Source organism: Flavobacterium sp. FG139 (genome assembly GCF_057809695.1).
This window is the reverse complement of record NZ_JBMDKL010000015.1, coordinates 12065-24981: the sequence shown is the minus strand read 5'-3', so window position 1 is coordinate 24981 and position 12917 is coordinate 12065. Positions and strand designations below refer to the sequence as shown.

The window sequence follows — 12917 nt, the reverse complement described above, 5'->3', positions numbered from 1 at the left end:
ATAAACGTTAGTTTTTATAAAAAAAGATGTTATATTTGTCTCACCAAATCTATAATAACACTAAATTATGAAATTAAATTGTGTCGTAGTTGATGACAGTTCTCTTCAGAGGATGGTCATTGCAAAGTTAGTGAATAATCATCCTAATCTACAACTTGTGGGTGATTTTTCTAATGCAATTGAAGCCAAAAATTGCATGACGGTTCATACTGTTGACCTGATATTCCTTGATGTAGAAATGCCAGTTATCAGTGGTTTTGATTTTATTGATGGTTTAAAAGTTAAACCACAAGTTATATTTATTACTTCTAAAGCTGAATACGCTTTAAAAGCTTTTGATTATGACGCGACCGACTATTTACAGAAACCTATTGTATTAGAACGCTTTAATGCATCTGTAAAAAGAGCTCTAGATTTTCACATGATGAAACGTGAAAACTACGAAGAAGAAGGAGAACACATCTTTATTAAAAGTAATTTGAAAAAACTTAAAGTTTATACCAATAAAATTAAGTGGATTGAAGCTTATGGTGATTATGTAAAAGTAGTTACCGAAGAAGATACTAATCTTGTTCTCTCAACTATGAAATCTTTTGAAAAAGACTTGTCTAAAGACAAATTCATTCGAGTTCATAAATCGTACATTATTAATATCGATAAAGTGGAACGTTTTAATAGTAAATTCGCCGAAATTGGTGTTACTAAAATTCCATTAAGTCGTAATAAGAAAGAAGATTTAATCAAAGCATTAGCTATTGCTTAATAAAAATCAACGTTTGCAGTAACTTTAATGGTTCTGTATTGCGGAATAACTTCAAAACTATTCAGAATTTTCTGGATAGTTTTTTTTGTGCTTCCAATGGCCGAACTCTGCGGAATTTTTACCATAATGGTACGAATGTATTCATTGCGAATTCTATTAATTCCAGGCTCTTCTGGTCCTAAAACTGGCAATTGCAAATTTTGTTGCATCACTTGATACAACCACATCGATCCCTCTTTTAATTTATCAAAATCACGATGCTTTAACGTTAATTTTATCAAACGAAAATACGGTGGATATTTGTAAATCTGACGCTCATACAATTGCTCTTTGTACATGCCTTCATAATCATTATGCGTTACTTGTTGGATGATATTATGATTGATATTGTACGTTTGAATAATCACTTTTCCGCGTTTATCCGAACGACCAGCGCGTCCCGAAACTTGAGTCATCATTTGAAAACTACGTTCAAAGGCTCTAAAATCGGGATGATACAACATCGTATCGGCATTCATGATTCCCACTAAAGAAACGTTATCAAAATCCAATCCTTTGGCCAGCATTTGCGTTCCAACTAAAATATCAATCTCACGATTTTTAAAACTGTCGATTAATTTTTCAAAACTGTATTTGCCTCGCGTGGTATCTTGATCCATGCGCTTGATGTTTTTGGATGGAAATAACTCGGCCAATTCCAATTCGATTTGCTCGGTTCCGAAACCTTTGGTGGAAATATCAATACTCGAACAGGCGTGACAATTCGTGGGTTTTGCAATCGAATACCCACAATAATGACAACGCAATTGATTTTTGAATTTGTGATACGTCAAACTCACACTGCAACTGGTACATTGCGGAATATGACCACAGGTCATACATTCTAAAACAGGTGAAAATCCACGACGATTTTGAAATAAAATTACTTGTTCACCCAAAGTCAAGGCTTCCGTTATCGCTTCAATTAAAGTCAAACTGAAATGTCCTTTCATCCGTTTTTTAAAATAATTTTCTTTCAAATCGACTAAAGCAACTTCAGGTAAAGGCGTTTTTCCAAATCGCTCATTGATAGAAATCATTCCATATTTACCCGATTGGGCATTAAAATAGGTTTCAATACTTGGCGTTGCCGAACCTAATAATACTTTTGCTTTTTGCGATTGTGCAAGAACTATAGCTGCATCACGCGCATGGTATCGTGGCGCTGGATCTTGTTGCTTGAACGTTTGCTCGTGCTCTTCATCAATGATGATTAAACCCAAATTAGAAAAAGGTAAAAATAATGACGACCTTGCTCCTATGACTATTTTAGCTTTCTCCGAATTTTCTAAAACCTGATTCCAAACCTCAACACGCTCATTATTAGAATATTTAGAATGAAAAACCGCGACTTGATTTCCAAAATGCGCCGTCAAACGCGAAACCAATTGAGTTGTAAGTGCGATTTCTGGCAACAAATACAATACTTGTTTGCCTTGAGCGATATATTCTTCAATTAACTTGGTATAAATTTCTGTTTTACCTGAAGACGTCACGCCATGAAGCAACGAAACATCTATGGATTGAAAACTTTCTTTAATTTCTGTAAAAGCTTTTTGTTGTGCTTCACTTAAAACCAAATTAGTATCAATTTTATTTCCTTCAAAGTTAACTCTGTCTTCTTGAATGTAATATTCTTCAAAGATATTTTTATCGACTAATGCTTTGATAGTTGCGCTAGAAACTGGAGAAACTTCGGTTAATTGCTTTACCGATATTGGCTTTTTTTGCTGTGCATTGAGTTGAAAATAATGCAGTACCAATTCCTTTTGCTTGGCTCCTTTTAAAGAATCTAACAAAGCAATCAAACTTTCATCTGACGAATAATCTTCGTGCAAACGAATGTATCGAATTAACTTCGGTTTGTATTCATCGAGCAGTTCTTCTTGAAGCGAAAGCACATTTTTATTCAGTAATTTTTGAACTACCGGAAAAATATTCTTCTTATTCAGAATGGCCATAATATCTTGTACTTTCAACGAACTTTGGTGTTGCAACGCTTCATAAATTAGAAATTCATCGTCAGACAATTCGGTTTCTTCAACTACATTATCTTTCTTTTGTGAAATAATCGTTTCGCTTTCCAAAATAAAAGCCGACGGCATCGCACAACGAAAAACATCACCAATATTGCACATATAATACGATGCAATCCAGTTCCAATGCTGCAATTGAAATTCGTTAACAACTGGTTTTTCGTCTAAAATTTGATGGATTTCTTTGGCTTCGTATAAGGTTGGTGGATTTTGATGAACCGCTGCCACTAATGCTGTATAGATTTTACTTTTCCCAAACGGAACTGCCACACGCATGCCTGCTTTGATGTAATGATACTCGGCTTCCGAAACGCTGTACGTAAACGTTTTGGGCAAAGAAAGCGGTAAAATTACTTCTATAAAATGCATGTTTTTAAACTATTTGAAAAACTATAAAATCAAAAATTAATCGGTAACCCGATACCAATATTGAGTGCGACCAAAAAGTGAAATTCCGATATAACCTCTTACTTTCAGTTTGTTATCACCTTCAAGATTGATATAGCATTTGTACAATTTGCCATTTTTAGGATCTAAAATTTTTCCACCATTGTACTCTTCACCATCTTTGGTTAATCCTTTGAGAAAAATCAATCCCATAATCGGTTTGTCTTTATCGGAACCTTGACACAGAGTGCACTTTTTAAAGCGATGTTCTGGTTCTAAAATTCCAATGATTCTACCGTAAATTTTTCCGTCTTTTTCGTAAATTTCTACGATACCTTTTTCTTTTCCTGTTTCATCATCGATGGTTTTCCATTTTCCAAGAACAGATTGCGAAAAGCAGCAATTTGCAATCAAGATGAAAAGTACTATAAGATGTTTTTTATACTTCATAAGTGGAAACATTTTTATCGCTTTTATCTTGCTCTTGTTTTCTCAAACGATTAATTGTGGCATTCAATTCGAAGCCCAAAAGCAAAATCATGCTGTTAATCCAAATGAAAAACATCACAATTAATAAGGTACCAATAGAACCATACAACTCATTGTATTTTGAAAATCGCACGACCCAAATTCCGAAGAAATACGAGGTAATGATGGTTAAAATTGTTGTAAAAACAGAACCTATGGATATAAACGAGCGCTTTCGATCGTGTTTGGTTCCAAATTTGAAAAGAATGGATGTTGTGAATAAAATCATCATAATCACAAAAATATACCGCCCCATTTGAATGAGCGGAATATTATCAGACAATACATCTTGAATTTTGGTTTTCTGAATAAAAACCTCAAAAACCACAATCGCTGCCACAGTGATAATCAAGATAAACGAAAGCATAATGGATAAGGCTAAAGCCACAAAATATTGTCGGATGTACTTGCGTTTAATGGTAACATGACGTGAATTCTCAAATCCGCCTAGAATAGCATTTACGCCATTTGCCATCAGAAAAATTGCCATAAAAAAACCCGTGGAAAGCAATCCCGAATGACTGTTATGCAAAATATCATTGATGATTTTGGCTACTGCATCGAAGGTTGTGGGCGGCAAACTTTGATGCACAAAATCCAAAAAATCATCTTGAAAACCTTTTAAAGGAATATATGGAATCAAATTTAAAATGAACAAGGCAAACGGAAACAACGCCATAAAGAAACTAAAGGCAATAGCAGTAGCACGATAGGAAACCGCACCTTCCACTATTCCGATAATGTACAATTCCAGTAAATCGTATAGCGACAAACCGTGAAGCCAAGGCAATTTTATATTTTTACCCAGCAACACCAATTGTCGTACAACTGGAATTTTCAATAATTTATCTTCAATTTCTATTGACATGTATTTTAGATGGCTTTTAAACTCAAATCCATGTTATACACCGAATGGGTCAAGGCTCCTGAAGAAATATAATTGACGCCACATTCGGCATATTGACGAATCGTTTTTTCATTAATATTCCCTGATGATTCGGTCAAGCATTGAGTTCCAATTAGAGCTACAGCCGTTTTCGTATCTTCAAAATTAAAATTATCAATTAAGATTCTATACACACCTTCCGATTGCAGAATTTCTTTAATTTCATCCAGATTTCTGGCTTCCACAATGATTTTTAAATCTTTATGGTTAGCTTTCAAATAGTCTTTAGTTTTGGCAATGGCTTTGGTAATTCCACCAGCAAAATCAATGTGATTGTCTTTCAGCATCACCATATCGTACAAAGCAAAACGATGATTTTCACCACCACCAATTTTGACCGCCCATTTTTCACAAGCACGAAATCCTGGTGTGGTTTTTCGAGTATCTAAAATTTTGGTATTGGTACCTGCTAACAAATCGACATACTGCTTCGTTTTTGTGGCAATGGCACTCATACGTTGCATCGAATTGAGAACCAACCGTTCGGCTTTCAATATCGATTGCGAACTTCCGCTAACGTGAAAAACCACATCGCCATCAGCCACTGAAGCACCGTCTTCTATGAAGGTTTCGACTTTCATCTCGGCATCGACATAATTAAAAATCATTTTGGCAAATGCAACTCCGGCTATAATTCCGGTATCTTTCACCAACAGTTTGGCTTTGCCTTGTGCCTCGGTCGGGATACATGCCAAAGACGAATGATCGCCATCGCCAACGTCTTCTCTAATGGCATTTTTAATTATTAATTGAAGTTCGTTTTGAAATTGTGCTTCTGAAATCATAATCGTAATTTGAAAGGCTAAAATAATGAAAAATGTTGACTTGAAATAGGATATCAATCGAAACTAATTGAAGCACCATTTGCTACTCTATTTTTTAATAAATTTGCACTAATAACCAATACTTTAGTATTATGAAATCGCGTAAAAAACTACTTCTTTTAGGCTTTATGTTCATTTTAATTACTGGTAATTTCGGAAGAATTATTGGTAAACACGATGTTAAGCCAATTGTGTTTTTATCTATTTTTGCATTCGGAGCCATTTCGGCTCTATTCATTTGTGAAGCCATAGCGACCTATAAAAACCGATAAATCATTTATGAACATAAAACTTCTTGCCATTGGCAAAACCGATAATAAATCGTTACAAACATTGATTGATGAGTATACCAAACGCTTGTCGTTTTACATTAAATTTGATTTGGAAATCATTCCCGATATCAAAAATGTAAAAAATTTATCAGAAGCCCAACAAAAAGAAAAAGAAGGCGAACTCATTATATCGAAACTTTCTGCAACCGACCAATTGATTTTATTGGATGAAAACGGCAGTACCTTTTCGAGCGTAGGATTTTCAGACTATTTGCAGAAGAAAATGAATGCTGGCATTAAAACAGTAGTCTTTGTAATTGGTGGTCCTTATGGCTTTAGCGAAGAAGTATATAAAAAAGCACAAGGTAAAATTTCGCTTTCAGCCATGACATTTTCGCATCAAATGGTGCGACTTTTCGTGATTGAACAATTGTATCGTGGGTTTACCATTTTGAAAAATGAGCCGTATCATCATCAGTAAAACAATATTACCTACATTTTATTGAAGACATATTCTTCATTAGATAACAACTTATCCGTATCTTTAATAAGATCAAGAAGATCAATTTTATATTGAATATACTTTTGATATGAGTAATTCTTTTCAAAAATCAATGTAATCTCCTTGTCTTTAGAATCTTTTATTTTTGTAATGTAATCTGCAAGTTGTTTCTTTGTAAGTGTCTTAGAATTAAATATTAGCGTTCCATTTCCAAAACATGCGACTTCCTTTTTACCAAAAATAATTCCTAACCTAAAAATTTTTGGTAAATTAAGATGGTATTTCACTTTCGTAAATGGCAAAAAAGCCATCGCTTTTTTTACATCATTAGCATACGAAAAATAGTTTTCAGCGGCTTCGTTTTTGTGCATGCTACCGTCTTTTTTGGCTTGTAGTTTTATCAATTCAGGAACTACTAATCGCAGTGGCAATCGCTTGTCGATATTGAAAATCCAGTTGGTAGAAACGATAGAGTTTTTACGATTTACATCGGCAATGGTATCTTTTCCTTCTGTTTTAAAAAAAATATAAATCGGCGAATGTTCTTGCACGTCGGCAACTATGGTTTTGTTGGCTTTGGGAAGTTCGATTTCTTTTTTTCCTTCACAAGAAAACAAAGCTAAAACAATTGCAAATGCTAGGTATTTTTTCATTTTAATGATTTAATTGTTGGACTAACTTGATACATTCAACCGCTTCTTTCACATCGTGAACACGTAAAATTTTAGTACCTTTTAATAAAGATATTGTGTTCAATGAAGTGGTTCCGTTTAAGGCAAATTCGGCTGTGGTTTCTAGTGTTTTATAAATCATCGATTTTCTAGAAACACCAGCAAGAATGGGTAATTCCAACATTTGAAACAATTCTAATTTGTTTAAAACCTCGAAATTTTGCTCCACTGTTTTCGCAAATCCAAATCCGGGATCAATGATGATGTCATTCATTCCGAAACTTCTGGCTTTAGCAATTCTTTCCGAAAAATAAAAAATCATTTCTTTTACTATATTTTCGTATTGCGCTAATGATTGCATGGTTTGCGGCGTCCCTTTCATGTGCATCATGATGTATGGCACGTGCAGTTTAGCAACCGTTTCTAACATTGTATCATCTAGATTTCCTGCCGAAATATCATTGACGATTGCAGCACCATGTTCGATGCTTTCTTGAGCTACTTTACTTCTAAAAGTGTCTATAGAAATCAGCGTTTCTGGAAATTCACGAAGCACTTTTTGAACCACAGGAAGTATGCGTTGCAATTCTTCTTCTTCCGAAACAAATTCGGCACTCGGTTTACTCGAATACCCCCCAATATCAATAAAAGTTGCGCCTTCGGTAAGCATTTTTTCAACTTGCGTTAAAACAGCTTTATCGTCAGAATGTTGTCCACCATCAAAAAAAGAATTGGGCGTAACATTGAGTATTCCCATTACTTTTGGCGAAGATAAATCGATAAGATTTCCTTTGCAGTTGATTGTCATTTCTTTAAAATCTTTATTCTTTTCTCTATTATCTTTGTTCTTATTTTTTTACTTTTGAGCAAATTTCAAACAAAGATACCATTAATGAAGAATACTTCACAAGAATACAACAAAGTAATTGGCATTTGCCGTGATTTATTTAGTAAAAAAATGACCGATTACGGTAGTGCTTGGCGTATTTTACGATTGCCATCACTTACCGATCAAATTTTCATCAAAGCACAACGCATTCGCAGTTTGCAAGAAAACGAAGTTCGAAAAGTAGACGAAGACGAAACCGGCGAATTCATCGGAATCATCAATTATTGCATTATGGCATTGATTCAATTGGAATTGGGTGTGGTCGATCAACCCGATTTGAATACTGAAGCTGCGGTGAAATTATACGATGAAAAAGTAGCGTTAACCAAACAATTAATGGAAGATAAAAACCACGATTATGGTGAAGCTTGGCGCGAAATGCGTGTCAGTTCGTTGACGGATTTGATTTTGCAAAAATTACTTCGAGTAAAACAAATTGAAGACAATAAAGGTAAAACCTTAGTTTCTGAAGGCATTGATGCCAATTATCAAGATATGATTAATTATTCGGTATTTGCTTTGATATTAATGAAATTCGGACAATAACAATTTGTTAACAACTCACTTAAATAAGCCTTTTTACATTTGTAAAAACAAATTTTATGGAAACTAAAAAAACATACCTAGCTTGGACGTTGCGAATTGTTGTTTCGGCGTTATTCATACTTTCAGCAGTAGCCAAGCTATCTAAAGGGCACTTGTTAGATTCACCTTATTTTGCCATATCCACTTTTGAAGTAAAGCAATTGTATCCTATGGGATTTTCAGAAGGATTTGCACCGTACTTTTCAAGAACCTTAATCGGGATTGAAATGGCGTTAGGATTGTTATTATTGCAAAAAAATTGGTTGCGCAAATTCATCATTCCGGTAACAACGCTTCTGCTTTTGGTTTTTATTGGACATCTAACGTATGTTACCTTTTTGAGTGGCGGAACTTCTGGAAATTGTGGTTGTTTTGGCGAATTGCTACCCATGACTCCCATTGAAGCAATTATCAAAAATGTGGTCGCTGTAGCGATGTTAGGCTATTTGTATTTTTTATTACCTAAAACCGCACCACAAGGCAATTTTTGGGTTTTGACCACCGTTTTATTTGCTACCATTTTATGGATTTTTATGTTGGCTCCTATTCAACCACCAGCTAGTAATTTTAGTGTTTCTCCCGTTATGGAAACCCCTCAAGATACTATTTCAGAAACTACTCCAGTTGAAGATACCGTTAAAACAGTTGGAGAAACGACACCCGTAAAAAAAGATTCTGTTGCCAAAGTTGCGGTTGAAAACACAAACGAACCGAAGAAAGTAAAATCGGGTAATGCCGTTTATTTTCCTAATATTGATAAAGGTAAAAAAATTCTATGCTATTTCGTTCCGGGTTGCGACCATTGTAGAGCTGCTGCTAAAGAACTTACTGAAATGAGAAAGAAAGATGCTAGTTTGCCTCCACTTTCAGTATTGTTTATGAATGAAGAAGCCGATTTGATTCCCGATTTCTTTAAAGAAGCTGGTGCGACTTATCCTTATAAAATCATTGAAATCATTCCGTTTTGGAATATTCTCGGTAAAAATAGAGATACACCTGGTGTGAAATATTTTTGGAATGGAAATGAAATAAAATATTACGACGGAATTAAAGACAACAAGTTTAATGGTGCCGATTTAGATATTTATTTACACAAATCGTACTCTGAATTAAAAAAATAATTTGTTCAATAGATTCAAAATACTAGTCAAAGAAAAGGCCAAAGCAATATATAATATATTCATTTGCATCCTTTTTATTAAAGTTGGAATTTATCTAATAAAGGTAAAAAGTCCTTTAAAAATAATGGATTTACCATTATATCCAACTATCGGAATTTTGGCAGTAGTGATAAATCTAATACTATTATTGAAATGGATTAGTCGTTTTCACAAACCAACAAATCATTAATTTACCTAACTTTGTAAAAAAGAATGCTATGAAAAAAACACTTTTATTATTTGCTATTGTCATGATTTCGGTATCGTGTAGCAATGCACAGACAACTTCTTTTTCTAAGAAAAGTCAAACTCAAAAATTAACCGATTTAGAAGGGAAAGAAGTTAAATTCAAAGAAGTTTTACAAAAATACAAAGGCAAAACCATTGTCATGGAAGTCTGGGCTTCGTGGTGTGGCGATTGTGTAGGTGCTATGCCTAAAGTAAAAGAATTGCAAGCTAATAATCCCGATGTAGTATATTTGTTTGTTTCGATGGACAAAACGTTTGACAAATGGAAAGCTGGAATTGCGAAACACGATTTGAAAGGCGAACACTATTGGGTAAATGATCCTGAAGGCATGAAAGGTGCTTTTGGAAAGTCGATAGATTTAGATTGGATTCCGAGATACATCATCATCAATCAAAAAGGTGAAATCGAATTGTATCGCGCCATTGAAACCGAATTTGACAAAATTAACACTACTTTAAAAACCCTAAAATAATGAGAACGAAAATTGTTGCCGGTAACTGGAAAATGAACAAAAACGCCGAAGAAACCGAAGATTTATTGAACGATTTAATTGCTAAATTACCTAACGATGTTGAAGCGCAAATTATTGTGGCACCAACGTTTGTAAATTTAGCTTCGGCAGCTGATCATGTTGAATTTACCAACATTACCATTGCGGCACAAAACATGCACCACGCAGAAAATGGCGCGTATACCGGAGAAATTTCGGCCGACATGCTGCAAAGTATCGGTGTGAACACTGTTATTTTAGGACATTCTGAAAGAAGAGCCTATTTTGGTGAAACGGATGCGCAACTAGCTTTTAAAGTTGATACCGCTTTAAAACACAACATGACGGTAATTTTTTGTTTTGGGGAAGAATTGAAAGACCGTCAAAACGGACAACATTTTAATGTAGTTGAAAACCAATTGCGTGATGGATTGTTTCACATCGGCAATGAAGCTTGGGAAAATATTATTTTGGCTTACGAACCTGTTTGGGCTATTGGAACTGGAGAAACAGCTTCGCCAGAACAAGCACAAGAAATGCATGAATTTATTAGAGAAACGGTTCGTACTCGATTTGGAAGTGATGTTGCCGAAGATGTGTCTATTCTTTATGGAGGCAGTGTAAAACCCGATAATGCTAAAGAAATTTTTGGCAAACCAGACGTTGATGGTGGCCTAATTGGTGGTGCTGCTTTGAAAGCCGATGACTTTGTAGGCATTGTAAACGGCATTAGATAATAACACTTTTATATATAATAATCCCCAATGGTTGATGCTGTTGGGGATTTTTTTTTGTACCATTAGTAACATTTCTAAAACATGGTCGTCTTACCATTAAACCAAACACAATTATATCTTGGAAACAATACTTTCTATTAAAAATCTGTACAAACGTTATGGTAAATTACAAGCCGTTAAAGACGTATCGTTAGAAATTCAAAAAGGCAATGTATATGGCATTTTAGGTCCGAATGGCAGTGGAAAATCAACTACTTTAGGAATTGTATTAAACGTTGTCAATAAAACATCCGGAGAATACCGTTGGTTTGGCGGTACTTTACAAACCCATGAAGCGCTGAAACGCGTTGGCGCTATCATCGAACGTCCCAATTTTTATCCGTACATGACGGCACAAGAAAATTTAGAATTGGTTTGTAAAATTAAAGGCATTAACTATTCTAAAGTGCAAGAAAAACTAGAAATTGTTGGATTAATAGAACGAAAAGACAGCAAATTCAATACGTTTTCATTAGGAATGAAGCAACGTTTAGCTATCGCTTCTGCCCTATTAAACGATCCTGAAATATTAATTTTAGACGAACCTACCAATGGTTTGGATCCACAAGGAATTCATCAAATTAGAGATATTATTAAATTAATTGCCAGTCAAGGTACCACTATTTTATTGGCTTCACACTTATTAGATGAAGTAGAAAAAGTATGTTCACACGTTTTAGTTTTGCGAAAAGGTGAAATTTTATATACTGGAACCGTAGAAGGTATGTCATCGGGCAATGGTTATATTGAACTTCAAACTACTGATAATGTTGCATTAATAGAAGCTTTGGAGCACTATCCAAATATTGAAAAAATAAAAGAAGAAGACGGTAAAGTGCTGTTGTATTCCAAATCTGAAATTGATCCATCGTTACTGAACAAATTTTTGGCAGACAAATCAATTTATTTGAACCATTTGGCCAAACGCAAAAACAGTCTTGAAGAACAATTTTTAGAATTAACCGGAAAATAATCGCAACCATGAAACGACTTCTTTCTATAGAACTACAAAAAATCTGGAAAAACAAAGCCAGCAGAGTTTTAACTATTACCTATTTCGGACTATTGAGTCTGATTGCATTAATTGCTTCCATCAAATTTGATATTGGTCCGTTTAAATTTCATTTGGCAGAAATGGGCATCTTTAATTTTCCATTCATTTGGCATTTTAATTCCTTTATTGCCATTTATGCTAAAGTGTTTTTTGCCATCATTATTGTTTCTATGATGTCTAACGAATACAGTTATGGTACCTTAAAACAAAATTTAATAGACGGCATGAGCAAAAAAGAGTTTATCGCTTCTAAATTTGTTACTGTCGTTGCTTTTTCAATAGTTTCGACCATTTTTGTTTTTATTACTTCTTTAGTTCTCGGATTAATCTTTTCATCTTATAATGAATTTGGCATCATCTTCTCACAAATGGAGTATTTGCTAGCTTATTTTGTTAATCTTGTGGGATTTTTCTCTTTCTGTTTATTGGTTGGAATCTTGATAAAACGCTCGGCATTTGCATTGGGATTTGTATTTTTATGGTTTCTTTTCGAATGTTTTTTAGTGTATTTCAAATACGGATTAATTCCTTCTGTTGCACGTTTTTTACCTTTAGAATCGATGTCGCAACTTCTAATAGAGCCTTTTACCAAATTGTCTGCCATCAAAAACATCAACTCCCAAATAGGAATCGTGAATATTAAAGATTATGATGTTCATTTTAGTACTATTTTGATTGTGTTAGCATGGACTGCAATATTTGTTTACTTATCACATTGGTTATTAAAAAGAAGAGATTTATAGTA

15 protein-coding genes are annotated in these 12917 nt (G+C 34.3%); 9 read left to right on the top strand and 6 right to left on the bottom strand.

Annotated features, from left to right (window positions below; all coding sequences use genetic code 11):
• Window positions 1–67 precede the first annotated feature (67 nt).
• On the top strand, window positions 68–763 hold the full coding sequence (locus tag ACODSI_RS12565; protein ID WP_488917209.1) for a LytR/AlgR family response regulator transcription factor: 696 nt from the start codon (window positions 68–70) through the stop codon (window positions 761–763).
• On the opposite strand, the gene priA is transcribed toward ACODSI_RS12565, so the two are convergent.
• Genes priA through nadC form a run of 4 tightly spaced genes read right to left on the bottom strand, consistent with a single transcriptional unit; the run spans window position 760 to window position 5484 of the window.
• On the bottom strand, window positions 760–3207 hold the full coding sequence (gene priA / locus ACODSI_RS12560; RefSeq protein WP_488917208.1) for a replication restart helicase PriA: 2448 nt from the start codon (window positions 3205–3207) through the stop codon (window positions 760–762). The genes ACODSI_RS12565 and priA overlap by 4 nt on opposite strands.
• A gap of 36 nt (window positions 3208–3243) precedes the next feature.
• Window positions 3244–3675, bottom strand: a complete 432-nt coding sequence (locus ACODSI_RS12555) for a DUF2147 domain-containing protein (RefSeq protein ID WP_488917207.1) — start codon at window positions 3673–3675, stop codon at window positions 3244–3246.
• Window positions 3665–4621 carry a YihY/virulence factor BrkB family protein gene (locus tag ACODSI_RS12550; RefSeq protein WP_488917206.1) on the bottom strand — a complete coding sequence of 319 codons (957 nt, stop codon included), beginning with the start codon at window positions 4619–4621 and terminating at the stop codon, window positions 3665–3667. The genes ACODSI_RS12555 and ACODSI_RS12550 overlap by 11 nt, the downstream gene beginning before the upstream one ends.
• A 5-nt stretch (window positions 4622–4626) precedes the next feature.
• Entirely contained in the window at window positions 4627–5484 is an 858-nt protein-coding gene (nadC, locus tag ACODSI_RS12545; protein ID WP_488917205.1) for a carboxylating nicotinate-nucleotide diphosphorylase, read from the bottom strand.
• Between the two features lie 131 nt (window positions 5485–5615).
• Between nadC and ACODSI_RS12540 the strand changes: the two genes are divergently transcribed.
• Together ACODSI_RS12540 and rlmH are read left to right on the top strand one after the other, a co-directional pair.
• On the top strand, window positions 5616–5795 hold the full coding sequence (locus ACODSI_RS12540; RefSeq protein WP_488917204.1) for a hypothetical protein: 180 nt from the start codon (window positions 5616–5618) through the stop codon (window positions 5793–5795).
• Between the two features lie 7 nt (window positions 5796–5802).
• Window positions 5803–6276, top strand: coding sequence for a 23S rRNA (pseudouridine(1915)-N(3))-methyltransferase RlmH (gene rlmH, locus ACODSI_RS12535; protein ID WP_488917203.1), 474 nt, complete (start codon window positions 5803–5805; stop codon window positions 6274–6276).
• A gap of 11 nt (window positions 6277–6287) precedes the next feature.
• Here the strand turns inward: rlmH and ACODSI_RS12530 are convergent, their stop codons facing one another.
• On the bottom strand, window positions 6288–6950 hold the full coding sequence (locus ACODSI_RS12530; RefSeq protein ID WP_488917202.1) for a hypothetical protein: 663 nt from the start codon (window positions 6948–6950) through the stop codon (window positions 6288–6290).
• 1 nt (window position 6951) lies between these two features.
• Entirely contained in the window at window positions 6952–7776 is an 825-nt protein-coding gene (gene folP, locus ACODSI_RS12525; RefSeq protein ID WP_488917201.1) for a dihydropteroate synthase, read from the bottom strand.
• An 84-nt stretch (window positions 7777–7860) separates the two neighbouring features.
• Here folP and ACODSI_RS12520 point away from each other — a divergent pair, with 84 nt between their 5' ends.
• The 6 genes from ACODSI_RS12520 to ACODSI_RS12495 all read left to right on the top strand — a co-directional run bounded on the left by ACODSI_RS12520 (window position 7861) and on the right by ACODSI_RS12495 (window position 12915).
• A complete protein-coding gene (locus ACODSI_RS12520; protein WP_488917200.1) occupies window positions 7861–8403 on the top strand; it encodes a DUF1599 domain-containing protein in 543 nt (180 codons plus the stop codon).
• Between the two features lie 56 nt (window positions 8404–8459).
• A complete protein-coding gene (locus ACODSI_RS12515) occupies window positions 8460–9563 on the top strand; it encodes a MauE/DoxX family redox-associated membrane protein (protein WP_488917199.1) in 1104 nt (367 codons plus the stop codon).
• Between the two features lie 257 nt (window positions 9564–9820).
• Window positions 9821–10324: a TlpA family protein disulfide reductase gene (locus tag ACODSI_RS12510; RefSeq protein WP_488917198.1), complete on the top strand. Its 504-nt coding sequence runs from the start codon at window positions 9821–9823 to the stop codon at window positions 10322–10324.
• Entirely contained in the window at window positions 10324–11079 is a 756-nt protein-coding gene (gene tpiA, locus ACODSI_RS12505; protein WP_488917197.1) for a triose-phosphate isomerase, read from the top strand. Before ACODSI_RS12510 ends, tpiA begins: the two co-directional genes overlap by 1 nt.
• A 118-nt stretch (window positions 11080–11197) precedes the next feature.
• Window positions 11198–12091, top strand: a complete 894-nt coding sequence (locus ACODSI_RS12500; RefSeq protein ID WP_488917196.1) for an ABC transporter ATP-binding protein — start codon at window positions 11198–11200, stop codon at window positions 12089–12091.
• 8 nt (window positions 12092–12099) lie between these two features.
• Window positions 12100–12915 carry an ABC transporter permease gene (locus ACODSI_RS12495; RefSeq protein WP_488917195.1) on the top strand — a complete coding sequence of 272 codons (816 nt, stop codon included), beginning with the start codon at window positions 12100–12102 and terminating at the stop codon, window positions 12913–12915.
• Window positions 12916–12917: the final 2 nt, after the last annotated feature.

Bases quoted from the DNA above. Each gene is read 5' to 3' on its own strand.
- ACODSI_RS12530 (WP_488917202.1), bottom strand. From the start codon at position 6,950: ATGAAAAAATACCTAGCATTTGCAATTGTTTTAGCTTTGTTTTCTTGT.
- ACODSI_RS12510 (WP_488917198.1), top strand. From the start codon at position 9,821: ATGAAAAAAACACTTTTATTATTTGCTATTGTCATGATTTCGGTATCG.
- ACODSI_RS12565 (WP_488917209.1), top strand. From the start codon at position 68: ATGAAATTAAATTGTGTCGTAGTTGATGACAGTTCTCTTCAGAGGATG.
- ACODSI_RS12540 (WP_488917204.1), top strand. From the start codon at position 5,616: ATGAAATCGCGTAAAAAACTACTTCTTTTAGGCTTTATGTTCATTTTA.
- ACODSI_RS12520 (WP_488917200.1), top strand. From the start codon at position 7,861: ATGAAGAATACTTCACAAGAATACAACAAAGTAATTGGCATTTGCCGT.
- ACODSI_RS12555 (WP_488917207.1), bottom strand. From the start codon at position 3,675: ATGAAGTATAAAAAACATCTTATAGTACTTTTCATCTTGATTGCAAAT.
- folP (WP_488917201.1), bottom strand. From the start codon at position 7,776: ATGACAATCAACTGCAAAGGAAATCTTATCGATTTATCTTCGCCAAAA.
- ACODSI_RS12495 (WP_488917195.1), top strand. From the start codon at position 12,100: ATGAAACGACTTCTTTCTATAGAACTACAAAAAATCTGGAAAAACAAA.
- nadC (WP_488917205.1), bottom strand. From the start codon at position 5,484: ATGATTTCAGAAGCACAATTTCAAAACGAACTTCAATTAATAATTAAA.
- ACODSI_RS12550 (WP_488917206.1), bottom strand. From the start codon at position 4,621: ATGTCAATAGAAATTGAAGATAAATTATTGAAAATTCCAGTTGTACGA.
- ACODSI_RS12515 (WP_488917199.1), top strand. From the start codon at position 8,460: ATGGAAACTAAAAAAACATACCTAGCTTGGACGTTGCGAATTGTTGTT.
- rlmH (WP_488917203.1), top strand. From the start codon at position 5,803: ATGAACATAAAACTTCTTGCCATTGGCAAAACCGATAATAAATCGTTA.
- priA (WP_488917208.1), bottom strand. From the start codon at position 3,207: ATGCATTTTATAGAAGTAATTTTACCGCTTTCTTTGCCCAAAACGTTT.
- tpiA (WP_488917197.1), top strand. From the start codon at position 10,324: ATGAGAACGAAAATTGTTGCCGGTAACTGGAAAATGAACAAAAACGCC.